The sequence below is a fragment of the Pseudomonas sp. I2 genome (genome assembly GCF_040984075.1).
GTDB lineage: Bacteria > Pseudomonadota > Gammaproteobacteria > Pseudomonadales > Pseudomonadaceae > Aquipseudomonas > Aquipseudomonas guariconensis_B.
Window position 1 is genome coordinate 1 of sequence record NZ_JBCGFQ010000079.1, and the last position, 13,745, is coordinate 13,745.

The 13,745-nt window shown below is 66.4% G+C and carries 14 protein-coding genes; 5 read left to right on the forward strand and 9 right to left on the reverse strand.

What is annotated here, in order from left to right:
* Positions 1–258: 258 nt before the first annotated feature.
* A complete protein-coding gene (locus WCE05_RS24720; RefSeq protein ID WP_253167582.1) occupies positions 259–1,020 on the forward strand; it encodes an SDR family oxidoreductase in 762 nt (253 codons plus the stop codon).
* A 5-nt stretch (positions 1,021–1,025) separates the two neighbouring features.
* Here the strand turns inward: WCE05_RS24720 and WCE05_RS24725 are convergent, their stop codons facing one another.
* Together WCE05_RS24725 and WCE05_RS24730 are read right to left on the reverse strand one after the other, a co-directional pair.
* On the reverse strand, positions 1,026–1,871 hold the full coding sequence (locus WCE05_RS24725; RefSeq protein WP_225787145.1) for a lipopolysaccharide kinase InaA family protein: 846 nt from the start codon (positions 1,869–1,871) through the stop codon (positions 1,026–1,028).
* A 93-nt stretch (positions 1,872–1,964) separates the two neighbouring features.
* Entirely contained in the window at positions 1,965–3,137 is a 1,173-nt protein-coding gene (locus tag WCE05_RS24730) for an MFS transporter (protein WP_225787144.1), read from the reverse strand.
* Between the two features lie 157 nt (positions 3,138–3,294).
* Here WCE05_RS24730 and WCE05_RS24735 point away from each other — a divergent pair, with 157 nt between their 5' ends.
* Positions 3,295–4,692 (forward strand): PLP-dependent aminotransferase family protein, encoded by a 1,398-nt coding sequence (locus WCE05_RS24735; protein ID WP_225787143.1) that lies wholly within the window; start codon positions 3,295–3,297, stop codon positions 4,690–4,692.
* Positions 4,693–4,835: 143 nt separating this feature from the next.
* Positions 4,836–6,776, forward strand: a complete 1,941-nt coding sequence (locus WCE05_RS24740; RefSeq protein WP_368816756.1) for a methyl-accepting chemotaxis protein — start codon at positions 4,836–4,838, stop codon at positions 6,774–6,776.
* A gap of 74 nt (positions 6,777–6,850) precedes the next feature.
* On the opposite strand, the gene WCE05_RS24745 is transcribed toward WCE05_RS24740, so the two are convergent.
* Entirely contained in the window at positions 6,851–8,041 is a 1,191-nt protein-coding gene (locus WCE05_RS24745) for a benzoate/H(+) symporter BenE family transporter (RefSeq protein WP_253081481.1), read from the reverse strand.
* 145 nt (positions 8,042–8,186) lie between these two features.
* On the opposite strand from WCE05_RS24745, the gene WCE05_RS24750 reads away from it, so the two are divergent.
* Entirely contained in the window at positions 8,187–8,789 is a 603-nt protein-coding gene (locus WCE05_RS24750; protein WP_225787140.1) for a glutathione S-transferase family protein, read from the forward strand.
* Between the two features lie 186 nt (positions 8,790–8,975).
* Here WCE05_RS24750 and WCE05_RS24755 read toward each other — a convergent pair whose 3' ends face one another.
* From WCE05_RS24755 to WCE05_RS24775, 5 genes are all read right to left on the reverse strand, one after another.
* On the reverse strand, positions 8,976–9,350 hold the full coding sequence (locus tag WCE05_RS24755) for a glutaredoxin (protein ID WP_225787139.1): 375 nt from the start codon (positions 9,348–9,350) through the stop codon (positions 8,976–8,978).
* A 63-nt stretch (positions 9,351–9,413) separates the two neighbouring features.
* The gene (gene folE, locus WCE05_RS24760; RefSeq protein ID WP_225787138.1) at positions 9,414–9,959 is read right to left on the reverse strand and encodes a GTP cyclohydrolase I FolE; all 546 of its coding nucleotides are present in this window, start codon (positions 9,957–9,959) and stop codon (positions 9,414–9,416) included.
* Between the two features lie 69 nt (positions 9,960–10,028).
* Positions 10,029–10,589, reverse strand: a complete 561-nt coding sequence (locus tag WCE05_RS24765; protein WP_253091301.1) for a Smr/MutS family protein — start codon at positions 10,587–10,589, stop codon at positions 10,029–10,031.
* Between the two features lie 118 nt (positions 10,590–10,707).
* Positions 10,708–11,028, reverse strand: coding sequence for a hypothetical protein (locus WCE05_RS24770; protein ID WP_225787136.1), 321 nt, complete (start codon positions 11,026–11,028; stop codon positions 10,708–10,710).
* Between the two features lie 91 nt (positions 11,029–11,119).
* Complete coding sequence (locus WCE05_RS24775) at positions 11,120–11,710, reverse strand: cysteine hydrolase family protein (protein WP_225787135.1); 591 nt, start codon at positions 11,708–11,710, stop codon at positions 11,120–11,122.
* Positions 11,711–11,889: 179 nt separating this feature from the next.
* Here WCE05_RS24775 and prmB point away from each other — a divergent pair, with 179 nt between their 5' ends.
* A complete protein-coding gene (prmB, locus tag WCE05_RS24780; RefSeq protein ID WP_253091302.1) occupies positions 11,890–12,798 on the forward strand; it encodes a 50S ribosomal protein L3 N(5)-glutamine methyltransferase in 909 nt (302 codons plus the stop codon).
* A gap of 142 nt (positions 12,799–12,940) precedes the next feature.
* Here prmB and WCE05_RS24785 read toward each other — a convergent pair whose 3' ends face one another.
* The gene (locus tag WCE05_RS24785) at positions 12,941–13,729 is read right to left on the reverse strand and encodes a hypothetical protein (protein WP_253081484.1); all 789 of its coding nucleotides are present in this window, start codon (positions 13,727–13,729) and stop codon (positions 12,941–12,943) included.
* Positions 13,730–13,745: the final 16 nt, after the last annotated feature.

Genomic DNA, 13,745 nt, shown 5'->3' on the forward strand with positions numbered 1-13,745 from the left:
GTCTGGGGCATTGGGGGTTCCCTTTGGTTGGGGGAGGCAGTGCCGGCCGATTTGCAGGCGGCTTGCGTGTGAAGTAGGCCATCACTGGCAACGCAACTCACGGCGGCAGACTCCATTAGATAGCCCGCCCTCGCCCTTGGATCAAGTTCCACAGCCCCCGCAAATACACCCCGATCCACCTGGTTGATCCTGCTGCCCAGCGTACGCCGCTCCTGTCTAGACTCCCTCCACCCCTACGAATCCTTTAAGGAGCCAGCAATGAGCATGAGGTTTTCCGGCCAGGTCGCCCTGGTCACCGGTGGTGCGGCGGGCATTGGCCGGGCGACGGCGTTGGCGTTCGCCGCCGAGGGCCTGAAGGTGGTGGTGGCCGACCGTGATGCGGTGGGCGGCGAGGCGACGGTGGCGCTGATTGGCGAAGCGGGTGGCCAGGCGTTGTTCGTCGCCTGCGACGTGACCTGCGAGGGCGAGGTGCGCCAACTGCATGAGCGGGCCGTCGAGGCCTTCGGGCGCCTGGACTATGCCTTCAACAATGCCGGCATCGAGATCGAGCAGGGGCGGTTGGCGGAGGGGAGCGAGGCACAGTTCGACGCCATCATGGGCGTCAACGTCAAGGGCGTGTGGTTGTGCATGAAATACCAGCTCCCGCTGATGCTGGCGCAGGGCGGCGGGGTGATCGTCAACACCGCCTCGGTGGCGGGGCTGTCGGCGGCGCCGAAGATGAGCATCTACAGCGCCTCCAAGCATGCGGTGATCGGCCTGACCAAGTCGGCAGCCGTCGAATATGCCAAGAAGGGCATCCGGGTCAATGCGGTATGCCCAGCGGTGATCGACACCGACATGTTCCGCCGGGCCTATGAGGCCGACCCGCGCAAGGCCGAGTTCGCCGCAGCGATGCACCCGGTCGGGCGTATCGGCAAGGTCGAGGAGATCGCCAGCGCGGTGCTCTATCTGTGCTGCGACGGTGCCGCCTTCACCACAGGCCACGCGCTGACCGTCGATGGCGGTGCCTTGGCGATCTGAATGGCCTACCAGCGGCTTTCGATGTGGCCTGCGAGGAAGATATCGCGGCGCGCCAGGCGCCCGATGTCCTGGTGCTTGGCGATGGCGTACACCCGGTCGAACGCGGTCCGTTCGACCTGGGGGAAATACGTGGCGAGTGCCTGCTCCACCTTGGCGTCGTAGTCCGCTTCGGTGATGTAGCGGTAGATTTCGTGATAGTAGAGGAAGCCGAGCTGGAACCCCAGGGTTTCGTTGGGGAAGTCCGTCGGTTTGCAGAAGCTGTTCTCCAGGTCGATGGCCATGGGCTGGGCGCGTTCGTCGAGCGGCAGCATCACGTTAGCGGCCCAGAGGTCCATGTGGGTGATGCCTTGCGCCTGCAGCGCATGCAGCAATTCAAAGGCCGCCTCGAGCACGCGGTCGAGGGCCGCCGGGTTCTGGCGGATCAAGGTCAGCCCGTCGACATGGCCTTCCAGCAATTGGGTGATGAGAAACAGGTCTTGCACCAGGCCCAGCTTCGAGCGGCTGTAACCGTAACCGACCAGGTTGGGCACCCGTGCGCCGCGCCTGGAGGCTTCGCAGGTATTGATCAGCTCTTCCAGAGTCCAGTCGTAGAGGCCGCTGCGCTTGGGCGTGCCCCGCTGCACGCGCCATTTCTTCTTCAACGAATCCAGCTGTTCGCGCTTGGTGAACAGCGCGCTCTGGGCGCAGCCCAACGGTGCGCTGACACGCTTGGCGCCCGGGCGCTGTTCGATCAGTTGCTCGATGGCGGCACGAGTATGGGGGGTAAGCGGGGCTTGGAAATGCAGCGTGGTGCGGCGGTGTTTCAGGGTGTAGGGGTATTCGCCGGCGAGAAGATGAATGCTACGGACCACGCTGCCTTATTCCTAGTGATATCAAAGTGACATTGTTATTTCCTTGAAATATTACAGTTATTTAATAAATTTCCTACAGATTTTTACGTATTTTCACACTTGCGAAGCGGCGAGTTCCTCCAAGTGCTGTTGACGCATCCGCCGCAACAGGGCGCTTGCGACCAGCAGGCAGCCGATGAGCAGCGCCACGCCGAATACCACCAGCGCCATGCGTGGTCCCAGTCGGTCGTTCAACCACCCGGTCACGATCACCGGCAGGCTGAATCCGAGGTAGGCCAGCAGGAAGAATCCGGCGCTGGCGCGGGTTTTTTCGCTGCTGGCCAATTGGTTCACCGCAGCCAGCCCTCCGAGGTAGATGAAGCCGTAGCAGGCGCTGCTGGCAGCCACCGCGCCCAGCAGCACCGCGGCCAGGTGCCCGCCGGCGGCGCCCCAGGCCAGCACGGCATAGCTGCAGGGCAGGATCGCCAGGCCCAGCAGGGTGGCGTGGGCATTGGGCAGGCGACGGGCCATGGGCTGGAACAACAGGCCGCAACTGATCACGCAGAAGGTGGAGAAGCCCGACCAGGCACTGAGCGCGTGCTGGCGCAGGATGCCTGGCAACAGGGCAATGACCAGGCCGACGCAGGCCCAGGCCAGGAGAATGGCAAAACCGTAGGCGAGGCTGCCGGCCGGGTAGCAGGGCAGGCGCAGCATGGCGCTGCGTTGGGCCGGGCGTGGATCGGGCAGGCGCCACACCAACACCAGGGCGACGGTGGCGAGCAGCAACTGCAGGTGGAAGCTGGCCGGTGCCAGGGTGGGGCCGGCCAGCAGGCACAGGCTGGTCAGTGCAGCACCCAGGCCAAAGCCCAGGGAGGTGCTGGCGGTCACCCAGTTGGCGGCGCGGCCGATATCGCCGCCGGCCATCAGTTCGCCCATGTAGGCGGTGGCGGTGGCTGTCGCCATCCCGGTGCCCAGGCCCAGGACCAGGCGCGCCAGGCCGAGGGTTTCCAGCCCTGGGGCGAGCAGGAGCAGGGAGGTGGCGATCATCGACAGGCACAGGGCGGCGAGGATCAACGGCCGGCGCCCGACGCGGTCGGCCAGGCCACCCAGGGCGATCAGCACAGGCAGTACGCCCAGCACATAGCTGGAGAAGGCCGTCGCCGTGGCCGCCGCGCCACGGCCGGAAAGGTCTGCATAGGCGATGTACAGGGGCGCGGGCAGGTTCACCGCCAGGGTGATCAGGCACAGGGCGAAGGCCAGACGGGCCGGGGCGGAGCGGGTGGGCATGGGGGAATCCTTCTTGAGGGCGCGAAGCGGCCCCGGAGGGCAACCGAACGTCTTGGGCTCGTGAGCACAACAGTGGGCCTGGACCCCTTGACCAACAAGGCACACTCCCAGCCCATTTGTGATTAACTGTTCTGTCAAAACAACCGAACAGCTGACGATGAACATCCACCTCGACCGCCACGCTGCCACCCCCCTGGTGCAACAACTGACCGACCAGCTGCAAGCCTGGATCACCCAGCAACGCCTGCGCCCCGGCGCCCGCTTGCCGTCGATCCGCACCCTGGCGCGCAACCTGGCCGTTAGCCCGTCCTGCGTGATCGAGGCCTACGACCGGATGGTTGCCAGCGGCTGGCTGGAGGCGCGCCATGGCACGGGGTTCTTCGTCGCCGAGCGCAAGCCGGGCCTGGAGCAGGATCAGGCACAAGCCTGGGGCGAGGCGGTGGATGGCAGTTGGCGGCAGTTTCGCGAGGGCCATGACGAACTGCTCAAGCTGGGCTGTGGCTGGCTCCCCAGCGCCTGGCGGGCCGGCGACGAGCTGGTCCAGGCCATTCGCCAGGTCAGCCGTAGCCACCCCGAAGCGCTGTTCGACTACTGCCCACCCCTGGGCCTGGCCAGCCTGCGCCTGCAACTGCACAAGCGCCTGGCGCGCCTGGACATCCCCGCCGGTACGGAGCGCATCCTCACCACCCAGGGGGCCAGCCATGCCCTCGACCTGCTGGTGCGCACCCTGTTGCGTCCGGGTGATGCGGTACTGGTGGAAAGCCCCGGCTACTACAACCTGTTCAACCTGCTGCGCCAGCACCAGGTGCGCATGCTGCCGGTACCGCGCACCCCCAGCGGGCCGGACCTGAACGCACTACAGCGCCTGCTGGCCGAGCACCGCCCGCGCTGCCTGTTCGTCAACAGCCTCTACCACAACCCGACTGGCACCAGCCTCACGCCCAAGGTCGCCTATCGCCTGCTGGAACTGGCCCGGGAGCATGACCTGAGGATCGTCGAGGACGATATCTACGCCGACTTCCAGGACGGCCCGGCAACACGCCTGGCGACCCTCGACAGCGAGCAACGGGTGATCTACATGGCCAGCTTCTCCAAGACCCTGAGCAGCGCCCTGCGGGTCGGCTACCTGGTGGCCGACCCGGCGCTGGTCGCGCGCCTGGCGGAGCTGAAGATGGTCACCGGCATCGGTACCTCGCGCTTCGCCGAGCAGGTGGTGGGGCAGATGCTCGCCAATGGCAGCTACCGCAAGAGCATGCAGCGCCTGCGGCTACGCCTGGGGCAGCACATGGCCAAGCTGCTTGGGCAACTGGAGGCCTACGGCTGGGAGGTGTTCTGCGAGCCCTATGGGGGCATGTTCGTCTGGGCGCGTGCACCTGGCCTCGACTATGCCCGCCTGGAGCGGATCGCCCTGGACAACGCCGTGCTGCTGACGCCGGGCAGTGCCTTCGATCACCAGGGGGCGCCGAGCGACTGGCTGCGCATCAATGTCGCCTATGGGCAGGATGTGCGTGCCCAGGCGTTCTTCCGGCATGCAGGGCGACCTTCAGCCTGCTGAAAACGACACAGGCATAGCTATTTGACATCATTGTGTCGGCTGGGCCTTGTGAGCAGGGCGCGCCTGTTGCCATTCTTGGCCTGAAAAAGGGCTGCTCTGCAGCCCCCCATCGGCATACATGCGACTGGCAGGGGGAATCGGTGATGCGGGCGACCAAGCACGGTGTTCTGGCCAACCTGGGCATGGCCCGCAAGCTGGGCCTGGGTTTCGCCCTGGTGCTGTTGCTGACCCTGGCGGTGGCGGCCATCGGCGTCGTGGCGCTGCAGGGAGTGGGCCAGCGTTTCGACGGGTTGCGCCAGATGAGCCAGTTCAACACCGACCTGCTCAGGCTGCGCCAGCACGAACAGGCCTTCGCCCTGCGCTCGGACATCAAGGAGGCCGACGCCCTGCGCAGCGGCCTGCAGGGCCTGCTCGAGCGCGCCCGCGGCGTGCCGGCGCTGGCGGCGGCGCAAGCGGACCTGCAAGCCTATGGCCAGGCTTTCGAGGCCTTCGTCGAGGCGGTTCAGGGCAAGGAGCTGGCGCTGGACATGGCCAGTTGGTCGGTGTCCAGCGTGGCCAACAACCTCGATGTGCTGCAAGCGGGCCTGGCCGACGATGGCACCTATACCTTGCAGCAGTCCCAGGGCCAGCAGGGGGGCGAGTTTCTCGAGCAGGCCGCGCAGGTGGCCCAGGTCTCGCGCCTGATGCTGCAGGCCATGGACGAGGCGCGGGTGCGCCTGGAGCAGGGGCGCAAGGGCGAGGAGGCGGTCAACGAGGGGCGCATCGCCCAGACTGTCGAGGCCGCGACCCTGGTCGACCAGCTCAAGGCGGCGGTCAGCGATGCCGGCTACCAGAGCGTGCTCGGCGAAGTGGCCGGGCATATCGCCAGTTTTTCCGACAAGCTCAACGAATACACCGACCTGTTGGCCAAGGAGCAGGGCCTCAAGGCGCAGTTGCAGGCGCGCGCCGGGCAGGTCACGGCACGGGTCGACCAGGCCTACGCCACCCAGGAGCAGGCCATGCAGGGCGAGCTGGGCCGCAACACCCTGGCCATCGTCCTGGCCACGGCGCTGGCCTTGCTGGTGGGGGTATTGGCGGCCTGGTTGATCACCCGGGCGGTGGTCGGGCCGCTCAAGCGGGTGATCGACCGCGCCCGGCGCATTGCCGCCGGTGACCTGGCCATCGACGGTGAGGTGGCGCGCCGTGACGAGGTGGGCCAACTGATGCAGGCCATGCAGCAGATGGCAGCGGGGTTGTCGGGCATCGTCAGTGGCCTGCAGCATGGCATCGAGCAACTGGCCGGCAGTGCCCAGGCGCTGTCGGCGGTGACCGAGCAGACCAACCGTGAGGTGGGCAGCCAGAAGGAGGAGACCGAGCAGGTGGCCACCGCCATGCAACAGATGACCGCCACCGTGCACGATGTGGCGCGCAATGCCGAAGAGGCCGCCCAGGCTGCGCAGAGTGCCGACGACAAGGTCGGCTCCGGCCAGCAGGTGGTACGCCAGAGCATGCAGCGTATCGAGCAGTTGGCGGCGGCGGCGGAAACCGCGAGTGCCGGGATCGACAGCCTCAGCGCCGAGATCCACACCATTGGCGATGTGCTCGACGTGATCAAGAGCGTGGCCGAGCAGACCAACCTGCTGGCGCTCAATGCGGCCATCGAAGCGGCCCGGGCCGGTGAGCAGGGGCGTGGTTTCGCGGTGGTGGCCGATGAAGTGCGCGCCCTGGCCCGGCGTACCCGGCAGTCCACCGAGGAAATCGAGCGCCTGGTCGCCAGCCTGCGCGGCAATGCCCAGCAATCGGTGGCGCAGATCCGTGGCAGCACCGAGCTGGTGCGCCTGGCGGTGGCCGATGCGCTGCATACCGAGAGCGCCCTGGGCAGCATTGCCGCGGCGGTTTCGTTGATCCAGCAGATGAACCAGCAGATCGCCGCAGCGGCCGAGCAGCAGAGTTCGGTGGCCGAAGAGATCAGCCGCAGCGTCACGCAGATTCGCGGCAGTGCCGATCAGGCGGCGTTGGCCATGCAGGGCAATGCTCGGTCGAGCGTGGCGCTGGCGCAGTTGGGGGATGAGCTGAAGGGGATGGTGGGGCATTTCCGGTTGTGAGTTGCCTGCACGGGCCGGTTGGGGCTGGCTAAGGCTGGGGGCGCTTCGCGCCCATCGCCGGCCAGCCCCATCGATCAAGCCCTGCGCGGGCTCAGGATCAGCAAGGTCAACACCCCCGCCACGATCCCCCAGAACGCCGACCCGATCGAAAACAACGTGAACCCCGATGCCGTGACCATGAAGGTGATCAACGCCGCCTCACGCTCGCGGGCCTCGCCCATGGCCACGCTCAGCCCGTTCATGATCGAGCCGAACAGCGCCAGCGCAGCGATCGACAGCACCAGCTCCTTGGGCAAGGCGGCGAACAGCGCTGCCAGGGTGGCGCCGAACACCCCGGCGATGCCATAGAAGATCCCGCACCACACCGCCGCGGTATACCGCTTGCCTGGGTCTTCATGGGCATGCGGCCCGGTGCAGATCGCCGCGCTGATCGCCGCCAGGTTCACCCCGTGCGAGCCGAACGGCGCCAGCAACAGCGAGGCCAGGCCAGTGGCCGAGATCAGCGGCGAAGCCGGCACCTGGTAGCCATCGGCACGCAGCACCGCGACGCCGGGCATGTTCTGCGAGGTCATGGCCACCACGAACAGCGGGATGCCGATGCTGATGGTCGCCGCCAGGGAGAAGCTCGGCGTGGTCCACACCGGCCTGGCCACTTCCAGGTGGAAACCGCTGAAGTCCAGCAGCCCGAGGGCGCCGGACAGGGCGGTGCCCACCAGCAGCGCGGCGAGCACGCAATAGCGCGGCGACAGGCGCTTGACCAGCAGGTAGCTGAAGAACATGCCCAGCACCAGCACGGTGCGGTGCTGGGCCGCGACGAAGATCTCGCTGCCGATCTTGAACAGGATCCCAGCCAGCAGCGCCGAGGCCAGCGACGCGGGGATGCGCCTGACCAGGCGCTCGAAGCTGCCGGTCAGGCCGCAGATCAGCACCAGCACGGCGCAGGTGATGTAGGCGCCGATGGCTTCGCCATAGCTGACCCCGCCGAGGCTGGTGATCAGCAGTGCGGCGCCGGGCGTCGACCAGGCCACGGTGACCGGCGTGCGGTAGCGCAGCGACAGGCCGATGCTGCACACCGCCATGCCGATCGACAGGGCCCAGATCCACGAGGAAATCTGCGCGCTGGTCAAGCCGGCCGCCTGGCCCGCCTGGAACATCAGCACCAGCGAGCTGGTGTAGCCGGTGAGCATGGCGATGAAGCCGGCGACCACCGCCGACGGGGAACTGTCTGCCAGGGGGCGCAGGCGCGCGGAGGTGGCATCGGTCATGGGAAAGTCCTTGTAACTATGTAAGCGTTTTTTTCAGACTACCCTGCCAAGGCTCGATCCTTGCGATACAGCGACCATTGCTTTTAACCGTACAGTCGCCAACCATTGGGCTCGAACCGGCAACTGCATGCGAGGGGGAGGGGTGATGTACAAGGTCTACGGGGATTACCTGTCGGGCAACTGCTACAAGGTCAAGCTGATGCTCCATCTGCTCGACCGTCCGTATGAATGGCAGGCGGTGGACATTCTCAAGGGCCAGACCGAGACGCCTGAGTTCCTGGCCATGAACCCCAACGGCAAGGTGCCGGTGCTGCAACTGGAGGACGGCACCTGCCTGTGGGAATCCAACGCCATTCTCAACTTCCTGGCCGATGGCAGTGCCTTCCTGCCGAGCGAGCCGCGCCTGCGTACCCAGGTGCTGCAGTGGCAGTTCTTCGAGCAGTACAGCCACGAGCCGTACATTGCCGTGGCGCGTTTCATCCAGTTCTACCTGGGGCTGCCGCAGGAGCGGCTGGAGGAGTACAAAGGCCTGCACAAGGGCGGCTACAAGGCGCTCAAGGTGATGGAGAAGCAGTTGCAGATGACGCCCTACCTGGTGGGTGAGCAGTATTCGATCGCCGACGTGGCGCTGTATGCCTATACCCATGTGGCGCATCAGGGGGGCTTCGACCTGGGGCCATATCCGGCGGTGAAGGCCTGGCTGGCGCGGGTGGCGAGCCATCCGCGGCACGTGCCGATGGGGGAGTGAGGGGCAGGGCCGCTTCGCGCCCCATCACCGGCAAGCCGGCTCCCACAGGTCCCTGCTAAATCAATGAGTTAGCGTTTGTTCTATGAGAGCCGGGTTGCCGGCGATGGGCTGCAAGGCAGCCCAAGGTGACAAGGCACTGCGTGCCTGACGGGATCGAGGCCGCAGCAGGCGACCGAAAAGCCAGTCTCAGATCGCCGAGAACCGCTTGTCCAGGTAGGCGATGATGTCGTTGGATTCATACATCCAGGTCACCTTGCCGTCGTCTTCCTCGATCCGCAGGCACGGCACTTTCACCCGACCGCCGCCTTCGAGCAGGGCCTGGCGATGCACCGGGTCGTTCTTCGCGTCGCGCAGGGTCACCGGCACGTTGAGGCGGTGCAGGGCGCGGCGGGTCTTGACGCAGAATGGGCAGGCATGGAACTGGTACAGCGCCAGGCCCTTGGCCTGCTGCTCGACACGCGCCTGGGCCGCCGCGTCGCGCTTGCGCTTGGCCGGGCGGCTGATCCAGTCGCCGAACACGATGAGCTGGCCGAGGCCGACCCGCAGGGCTTTGACGATCATGGGCAACTCCTGGGCAAAAGAAAAAGCCGACCCGCGAAGGGTCGGCCCGGGGTCACAGGCCGATCACTTGATCAGGCTGAGGAACTCGCTGCGGGTGGCGGCGTTCTCGCGGAACTCGCCGAGCATCACCGAGGTGATCATCGTCGAGTTCTGCTTCTCGACACCGCGCATCATCATGCACATGTGCTTGGCCTCGATGACCACCGCCACGCCGGCGGCGCCGGTGACCTGCTCCACGGCCTCGGCGATCTGGCGGCTGAGGTTCTCCTGGATCTGCAGGCGGCGGGCGAACATGTCGACGATCCGCGCCACCTTCGACAGGCCCAGGACCTTGCCCTTGGGCAGGTAGGCGACGTGGGCCTTGCCGATGAATGGCAGCATGTGGTGTTCGCACATCGAATAGAGCTCGATGTCCCGGACCAGCACCATCTCGCTGTTGTCGGAGCTGAACAGCGCGCCGTTGGTGACTTCTTCCAGGGTTTGCTCATAACCGCGGCAAAGGTACTTCATGGCCTTTGCGGCCCGCTTGGGCGTGTCGAGCAGGCCCTCACGGGAGACGTCCTCGCCGAGCTGGCTGAGGATCTCGGTGTAGTTCTGTTCCAGGGACATGGATCTACCTGTGGGAATAATCGCAAAGGCGAAGGGTACGGCGGCGAGGGCGGCGCTGCAAGCGCGGCGTCACTCGTCGCGGCCTTCGAGCATGGTGCGCTTGAGCATCACGTACACGGCGCCGGTGCCGCCATGGCGGGCCTGGCAGGAGGTGAAGCCGAGCACTTGCGGGTGCTGGCGCAGCCAGGTGTTGACGTGGCTCTTGATCATCGGCCGCTTGCCGTCCAGGCGCGCGGCCTTGCCGTGGGTGACGCGCACGCAGCGCACTTCCAGCCGGGTGGCTTCGGCGATGAAGTCCCAGAGGGTCTCGCGGGCCTTTTCCACGGTCATACCGTGCAGGTCGAGGCTGCCCTCGAAGGGGATCTGGCCGAGCTTGAGCTTGCGGATCTGGCTTTCCTGCACGCCGTCGCGGCGCCACATCAGTTCGTCTTCGGCACCGACGTCGATGACGAACTGGTCGGACAGGCCATCGACCACCAGCGGCTGGTCGCTGCGCAGCGTCGCGGCCTGGCGCAGGCTGGCCATCTGCTTGCGGTCGGGCTTGGGCTTGCCGACATCGGCACGGTCGTGCTTGATCGGTTTCACGCCGCGCATCTCGGAGTGGAACAGGGAAAAATCGTCGTCTTGCATGATGCCTCCACGTGGGCGGCGTAGTTTACGCGACTGTGGGCGGGCGTACAGCCTGTGGTGGCCTATTCGCGGGTGGCTTCGGTGTCACTGCATTGAGGCGCGAAGCGGCCCTGGAACCTCAGTCGTGTTTCTTCATCAGATGCGGCGCCAGGTTCAGTTCTCGGCTGCGGCGCAGGCGAATGCGGCTGCGCCGCCAGAAGCGCACGCCGACATACAGCAGAAGCAACCCGACCACGGCCAGGGTGACGGCCAGCGGCCGGTTAGCATTGAGTTCAGCCAGGGCTTCGTAGTTGCCCAGCAGGCCGGCGATGCCGGCCATGGCCAGGAGCACACCCAGCGTGGCCAGCAGGGCGGACAGGCCGGCAGCCAGGCGTGCACCCCAGTTGCGCGGTTCGCGCGGGCGCAGGCGCTTGGCATCGAGACTGTCGCGGAGCTTCATTACGGTTTCCTCGGGATCTTGCGTCGCTGATCCAGAATTCGACCTGAAGCCGGCCGGCAGGTTCCGCCCGGCCGCCGGGCGGTCGTCGCGGTCAGATCAGGCTGGCGGTCGGGGCGACGCAGGCGAAGTTGTCGGCCATCACGGCCATTTCGCACTGGTGGATCTGCGCGGCCGGGATGACCGTGTCCTTGAACGCCAGGTCGCGGGTGGTGGAGGCATCCTCGACCAGGGTGCAGCGGTAGCCATAGTCCTTGGCCCGGCGCACGGTGGTGCTGACGCTGGAATGGCTCATGAAGCCGCAGACGATCAGGTCCAGGTGGCCCAGCTCCTGCAGCGTCTCGTGCAGCTTGGTGTTCTTGAAGGCGTTGGGCATGCGTTTTTCGATGATGATCTCACCTTCGTGCGGCTCCAGGCCGGGAATGAATTCACCGCGGCTGCCCTGGGGGTCGAACAGGCCGCCGACGGTGCCCAGGTGGCGGACGTGGATGATCGGACGACCGGCGCTGCGCGCGGCGTCGAGCAACCGGGCGATGTTGGCCACGGCCTCGTCCATGCCCGACAGCGCCAGGGGACCGCTCAGGTACTCCTTCTGCGCATCGATGATGATCAGGCTGGCTTGGCCCAGCTTGGCCGGCGGGTAGTCGCGGCCGCTGAGGCGGAACATCGTGGTTGGAACGGACATCAAGGGCTCCTTTGGATAGGGCTTTTGTGCCCCTATTCTCCCTTGCCTCGCCGCCAATGTGAATGGTTGACATCGCAGGCGGCATGGTTACTGGCCTCTGGCCGGCAAATGGCGAACCCGGGGGAACATTTGCGCGGGTGGGCTGTTAGACTTTTGTCCTGTCTGAAAAGGAGTCCCCCGTGATCACATCCCGCCTGCGCACCCTGCGCGACCATATCCGCTGGGCGGTCAGCCGCTTCCATGAGCACGAGCTGTTCTTCGGCCACGGTGCCGACAACGCCTGGGACGAGGCCCGCCTGCTGGTGCTGGGTGCCGTGCACCTGCCCTGGGAAGTGGCCGACAGCTACCTGGACTGCCAGCTCGAGGATGACGAGCGGGTGCGCCTGCAGCACCTGCTCAAGCGCCGTATCGAGGATCGGGTGCCGACCGCCTACCTGCTGGGCGAGGCCTGGTTCTGCGGCATGTCGTTCCTGGTCGACGAGCGCGTGCTGGTGCCCCGTTCACCGATCGGCGAGCTGATCGAGAAACGTTTCGAACCCTGGCTGGCGGCCGAGCCTGCGCGGATCCTCGACCTGTGCACTGGCTCCGGGTGCATCGGCATCGTCGCCGCCGACGTGTTTACCGAAGCCGAGGTGGTGCTGGCCGACCTGTCCTACGATGCCCTGGAGGTGGCCAACCAGAACATCGAGCGGCATGGCCTGGAGGCGCGTGTCTACACCGTGCAGGGCGATGGTTTCGCCGGGTTGCCGGGGCAGCGTTTCGACCTGATCCTGTCCAACCCCCCCTATGTCGATGCCGAGGATTTCGCCGACATGCCGGCCGAATACCACCATGAGCCCGAGTTGGGCCTGGCCTGTGGCAACGATGGCCTGGACCTGGTACGGCGCATGCTCGCCGAGGCGGCCGACCACCTGACCGAGAAGGGCCTGCTGATCGTCGAGGTGGGCAACAGCCAGGTGCATGTGGAGGCGCTGTATCCGGAGGTAGACTTCACCTGGCTGGAGTTCGAGCGCGGCGGGCATGGGGTGTTCATGCTCACGGCCGAGCAGTGCCGGCAGCACCAGGAGCTGTTCCAGGCGCGGGCCTGATCGGGGCAGGGGGCTGCTTTGCAGCCCATCGCTGGCGAGCCAGCTCCCACAGGTCCGAGTCGATCACAGATGATTCGCTTTGCAGGGTAACTTGTGGGAGCTGGCTTGCCTGCGATGGGCCGCGAAGCGGCCCCGCTCGATCTCAGCGCGTAGCGATCCAGATCAACAACCCCGCCTGGAACACCGCGAACGCCACCAGGCAGGTGATGGTGAAGCGCAAACCGCTGTCCTCGCGACGGTACTTGGCCACACGCTCATCGCGCTCGCGCAGTTGCGCTTCCTTCTCCTGCAGGTTCTGCTCGGCCTGCTGCAGCATCCCCGCCGCCTCGAGAATGTCGACGCGCTGCACCTTCTCGCCGTTCCAGCCGCCCTTGAGCTGGCCCACCGGGGTTTCCACGGTGCGGCCCTTGAGCAGTTGCCCGTCGGTGTACTCCACCTCCAGGCCGACACTGCGCAGCACATGGTCGCGGCGCAGGCGGGAGTCCTCGTTGAGGGCGTCCTTGCTCGGCAGGCTCATGCCTTCGATCTGGTAGTGCGACCACTTGCCCTGCAACCACTGCGCGGCCTGGCCCAGCAGGAAACGGCCAAGGCCACGGTTGAGCGGCTCGAGCTGCAGGCCGCCGTCGCCACCGATGCGTACCTGGCGCTGCTCATGGTCGACGCGGATATCCAGGTGGTTCTGCTCCTTGCGCACCTTCTGCCCAGGCAGGCGGATCTCCATGCGCAGCAGGCTGTGCGTCTTGCTGTGCCGCTCGGCATGGCCGAACTGCACGAAGCGCAGGGGGCGGGCGCCGCTGTTGCGGTCGGTGGGCAGGGGCGCCAGGCGCAACAGCTGGAAGTGCTCGACGGCAAGGTCTTCCCAGGGCAGCGGAGCGCTTTGCGGGGCTTGTGAGTCTTCGTCCGCCTCAACGGCGGCGGGGGCATCGGTCATCAGGGGTGTCCTCGAA

Excerpts from the sequence above, each read along its gene's own strand:
- WCE05_RS24785 (WP_253081484.1), bottom strand. The coding sequence starts at position 13,729 with ATGACCGATGCCCCCGCCGCCGTTGAGGCGGACGAAGACTCACAAGCC.
- WCE05_RS24750 (WP_225787140.1), top strand. The coding sequence starts at position 8,187 with ATGTACAAGGTCTACGGGGATTACCTGTCGGGCAACTGCTACAAGGTC.
- WCE05_RS24775 (WP_225787135.1), bottom strand. The coding sequence starts at position 11,710 with ATGTCCGTTCCAACCACGATGTTCCGCCTCAGCGGCCGCGACTACCCG.
- WCE05_RS24730 (WP_225787144.1), bottom strand. The coding sequence starts at position 3,137 with ATGCCCACCCGCTCCGCCCCGGCCCGTCTGGCCTTCGCCCTGTGCCTG.
- WCE05_RS24740 (WP_368816756.1), top strand. The coding sequence starts at position 4,836 with ATGCGGGCGACCAAGCACGGTGTTCTGGCCAACCTGGGCATGGCCCGC.
- WCE05_RS24755 (WP_225787139.1), bottom strand. The coding sequence starts at position 9,350 with ATGATCGTCAAAGCCCTGCGGGTCGGCCTCGGCCAGCTCATCGTGTTC.
- WCE05_RS24765 (WP_253091301.1), bottom strand. The coding sequence starts at position 10,589 with ATGCAAGACGACGATTTTTCCCTGTTCCACTCCGAGATGCGCGGCGTG.
- folE (WP_225787138.1), bottom strand. The coding sequence starts at position 9,959 with ATGTCCCTGGAACAGAACTACACCGAGATCCTCAGCCAGCTCGGCGAG.
- WCE05_RS24720 (WP_253167582.1), top strand. The coding sequence starts at position 259 with ATGAGCATGAGGTTTTCCGGCCAGGTCGCCCTGGTCACCGGTGGTGCG.
- WCE05_RS24770 (WP_225787136.1), bottom strand. The coding sequence starts at position 11,028 with ATGAAGCTCCGCGACAGTCTCGATGCCAAGCGCCTGCGCCCGCGCGAA.
- WCE05_RS24745 (WP_253081481.1), bottom strand. The coding sequence starts at position 8,041 with ATGACCGATGCCACCTCCGCGCGCCTGCGCCCCCTGGCAGACAGTTCC.
- WCE05_RS24735 (WP_225787143.1), top strand. The coding sequence starts at position 3,295 with ATGAACATCCACCTCGACCGCCACGCTGCCACCCCCCTGGTGCAACAA.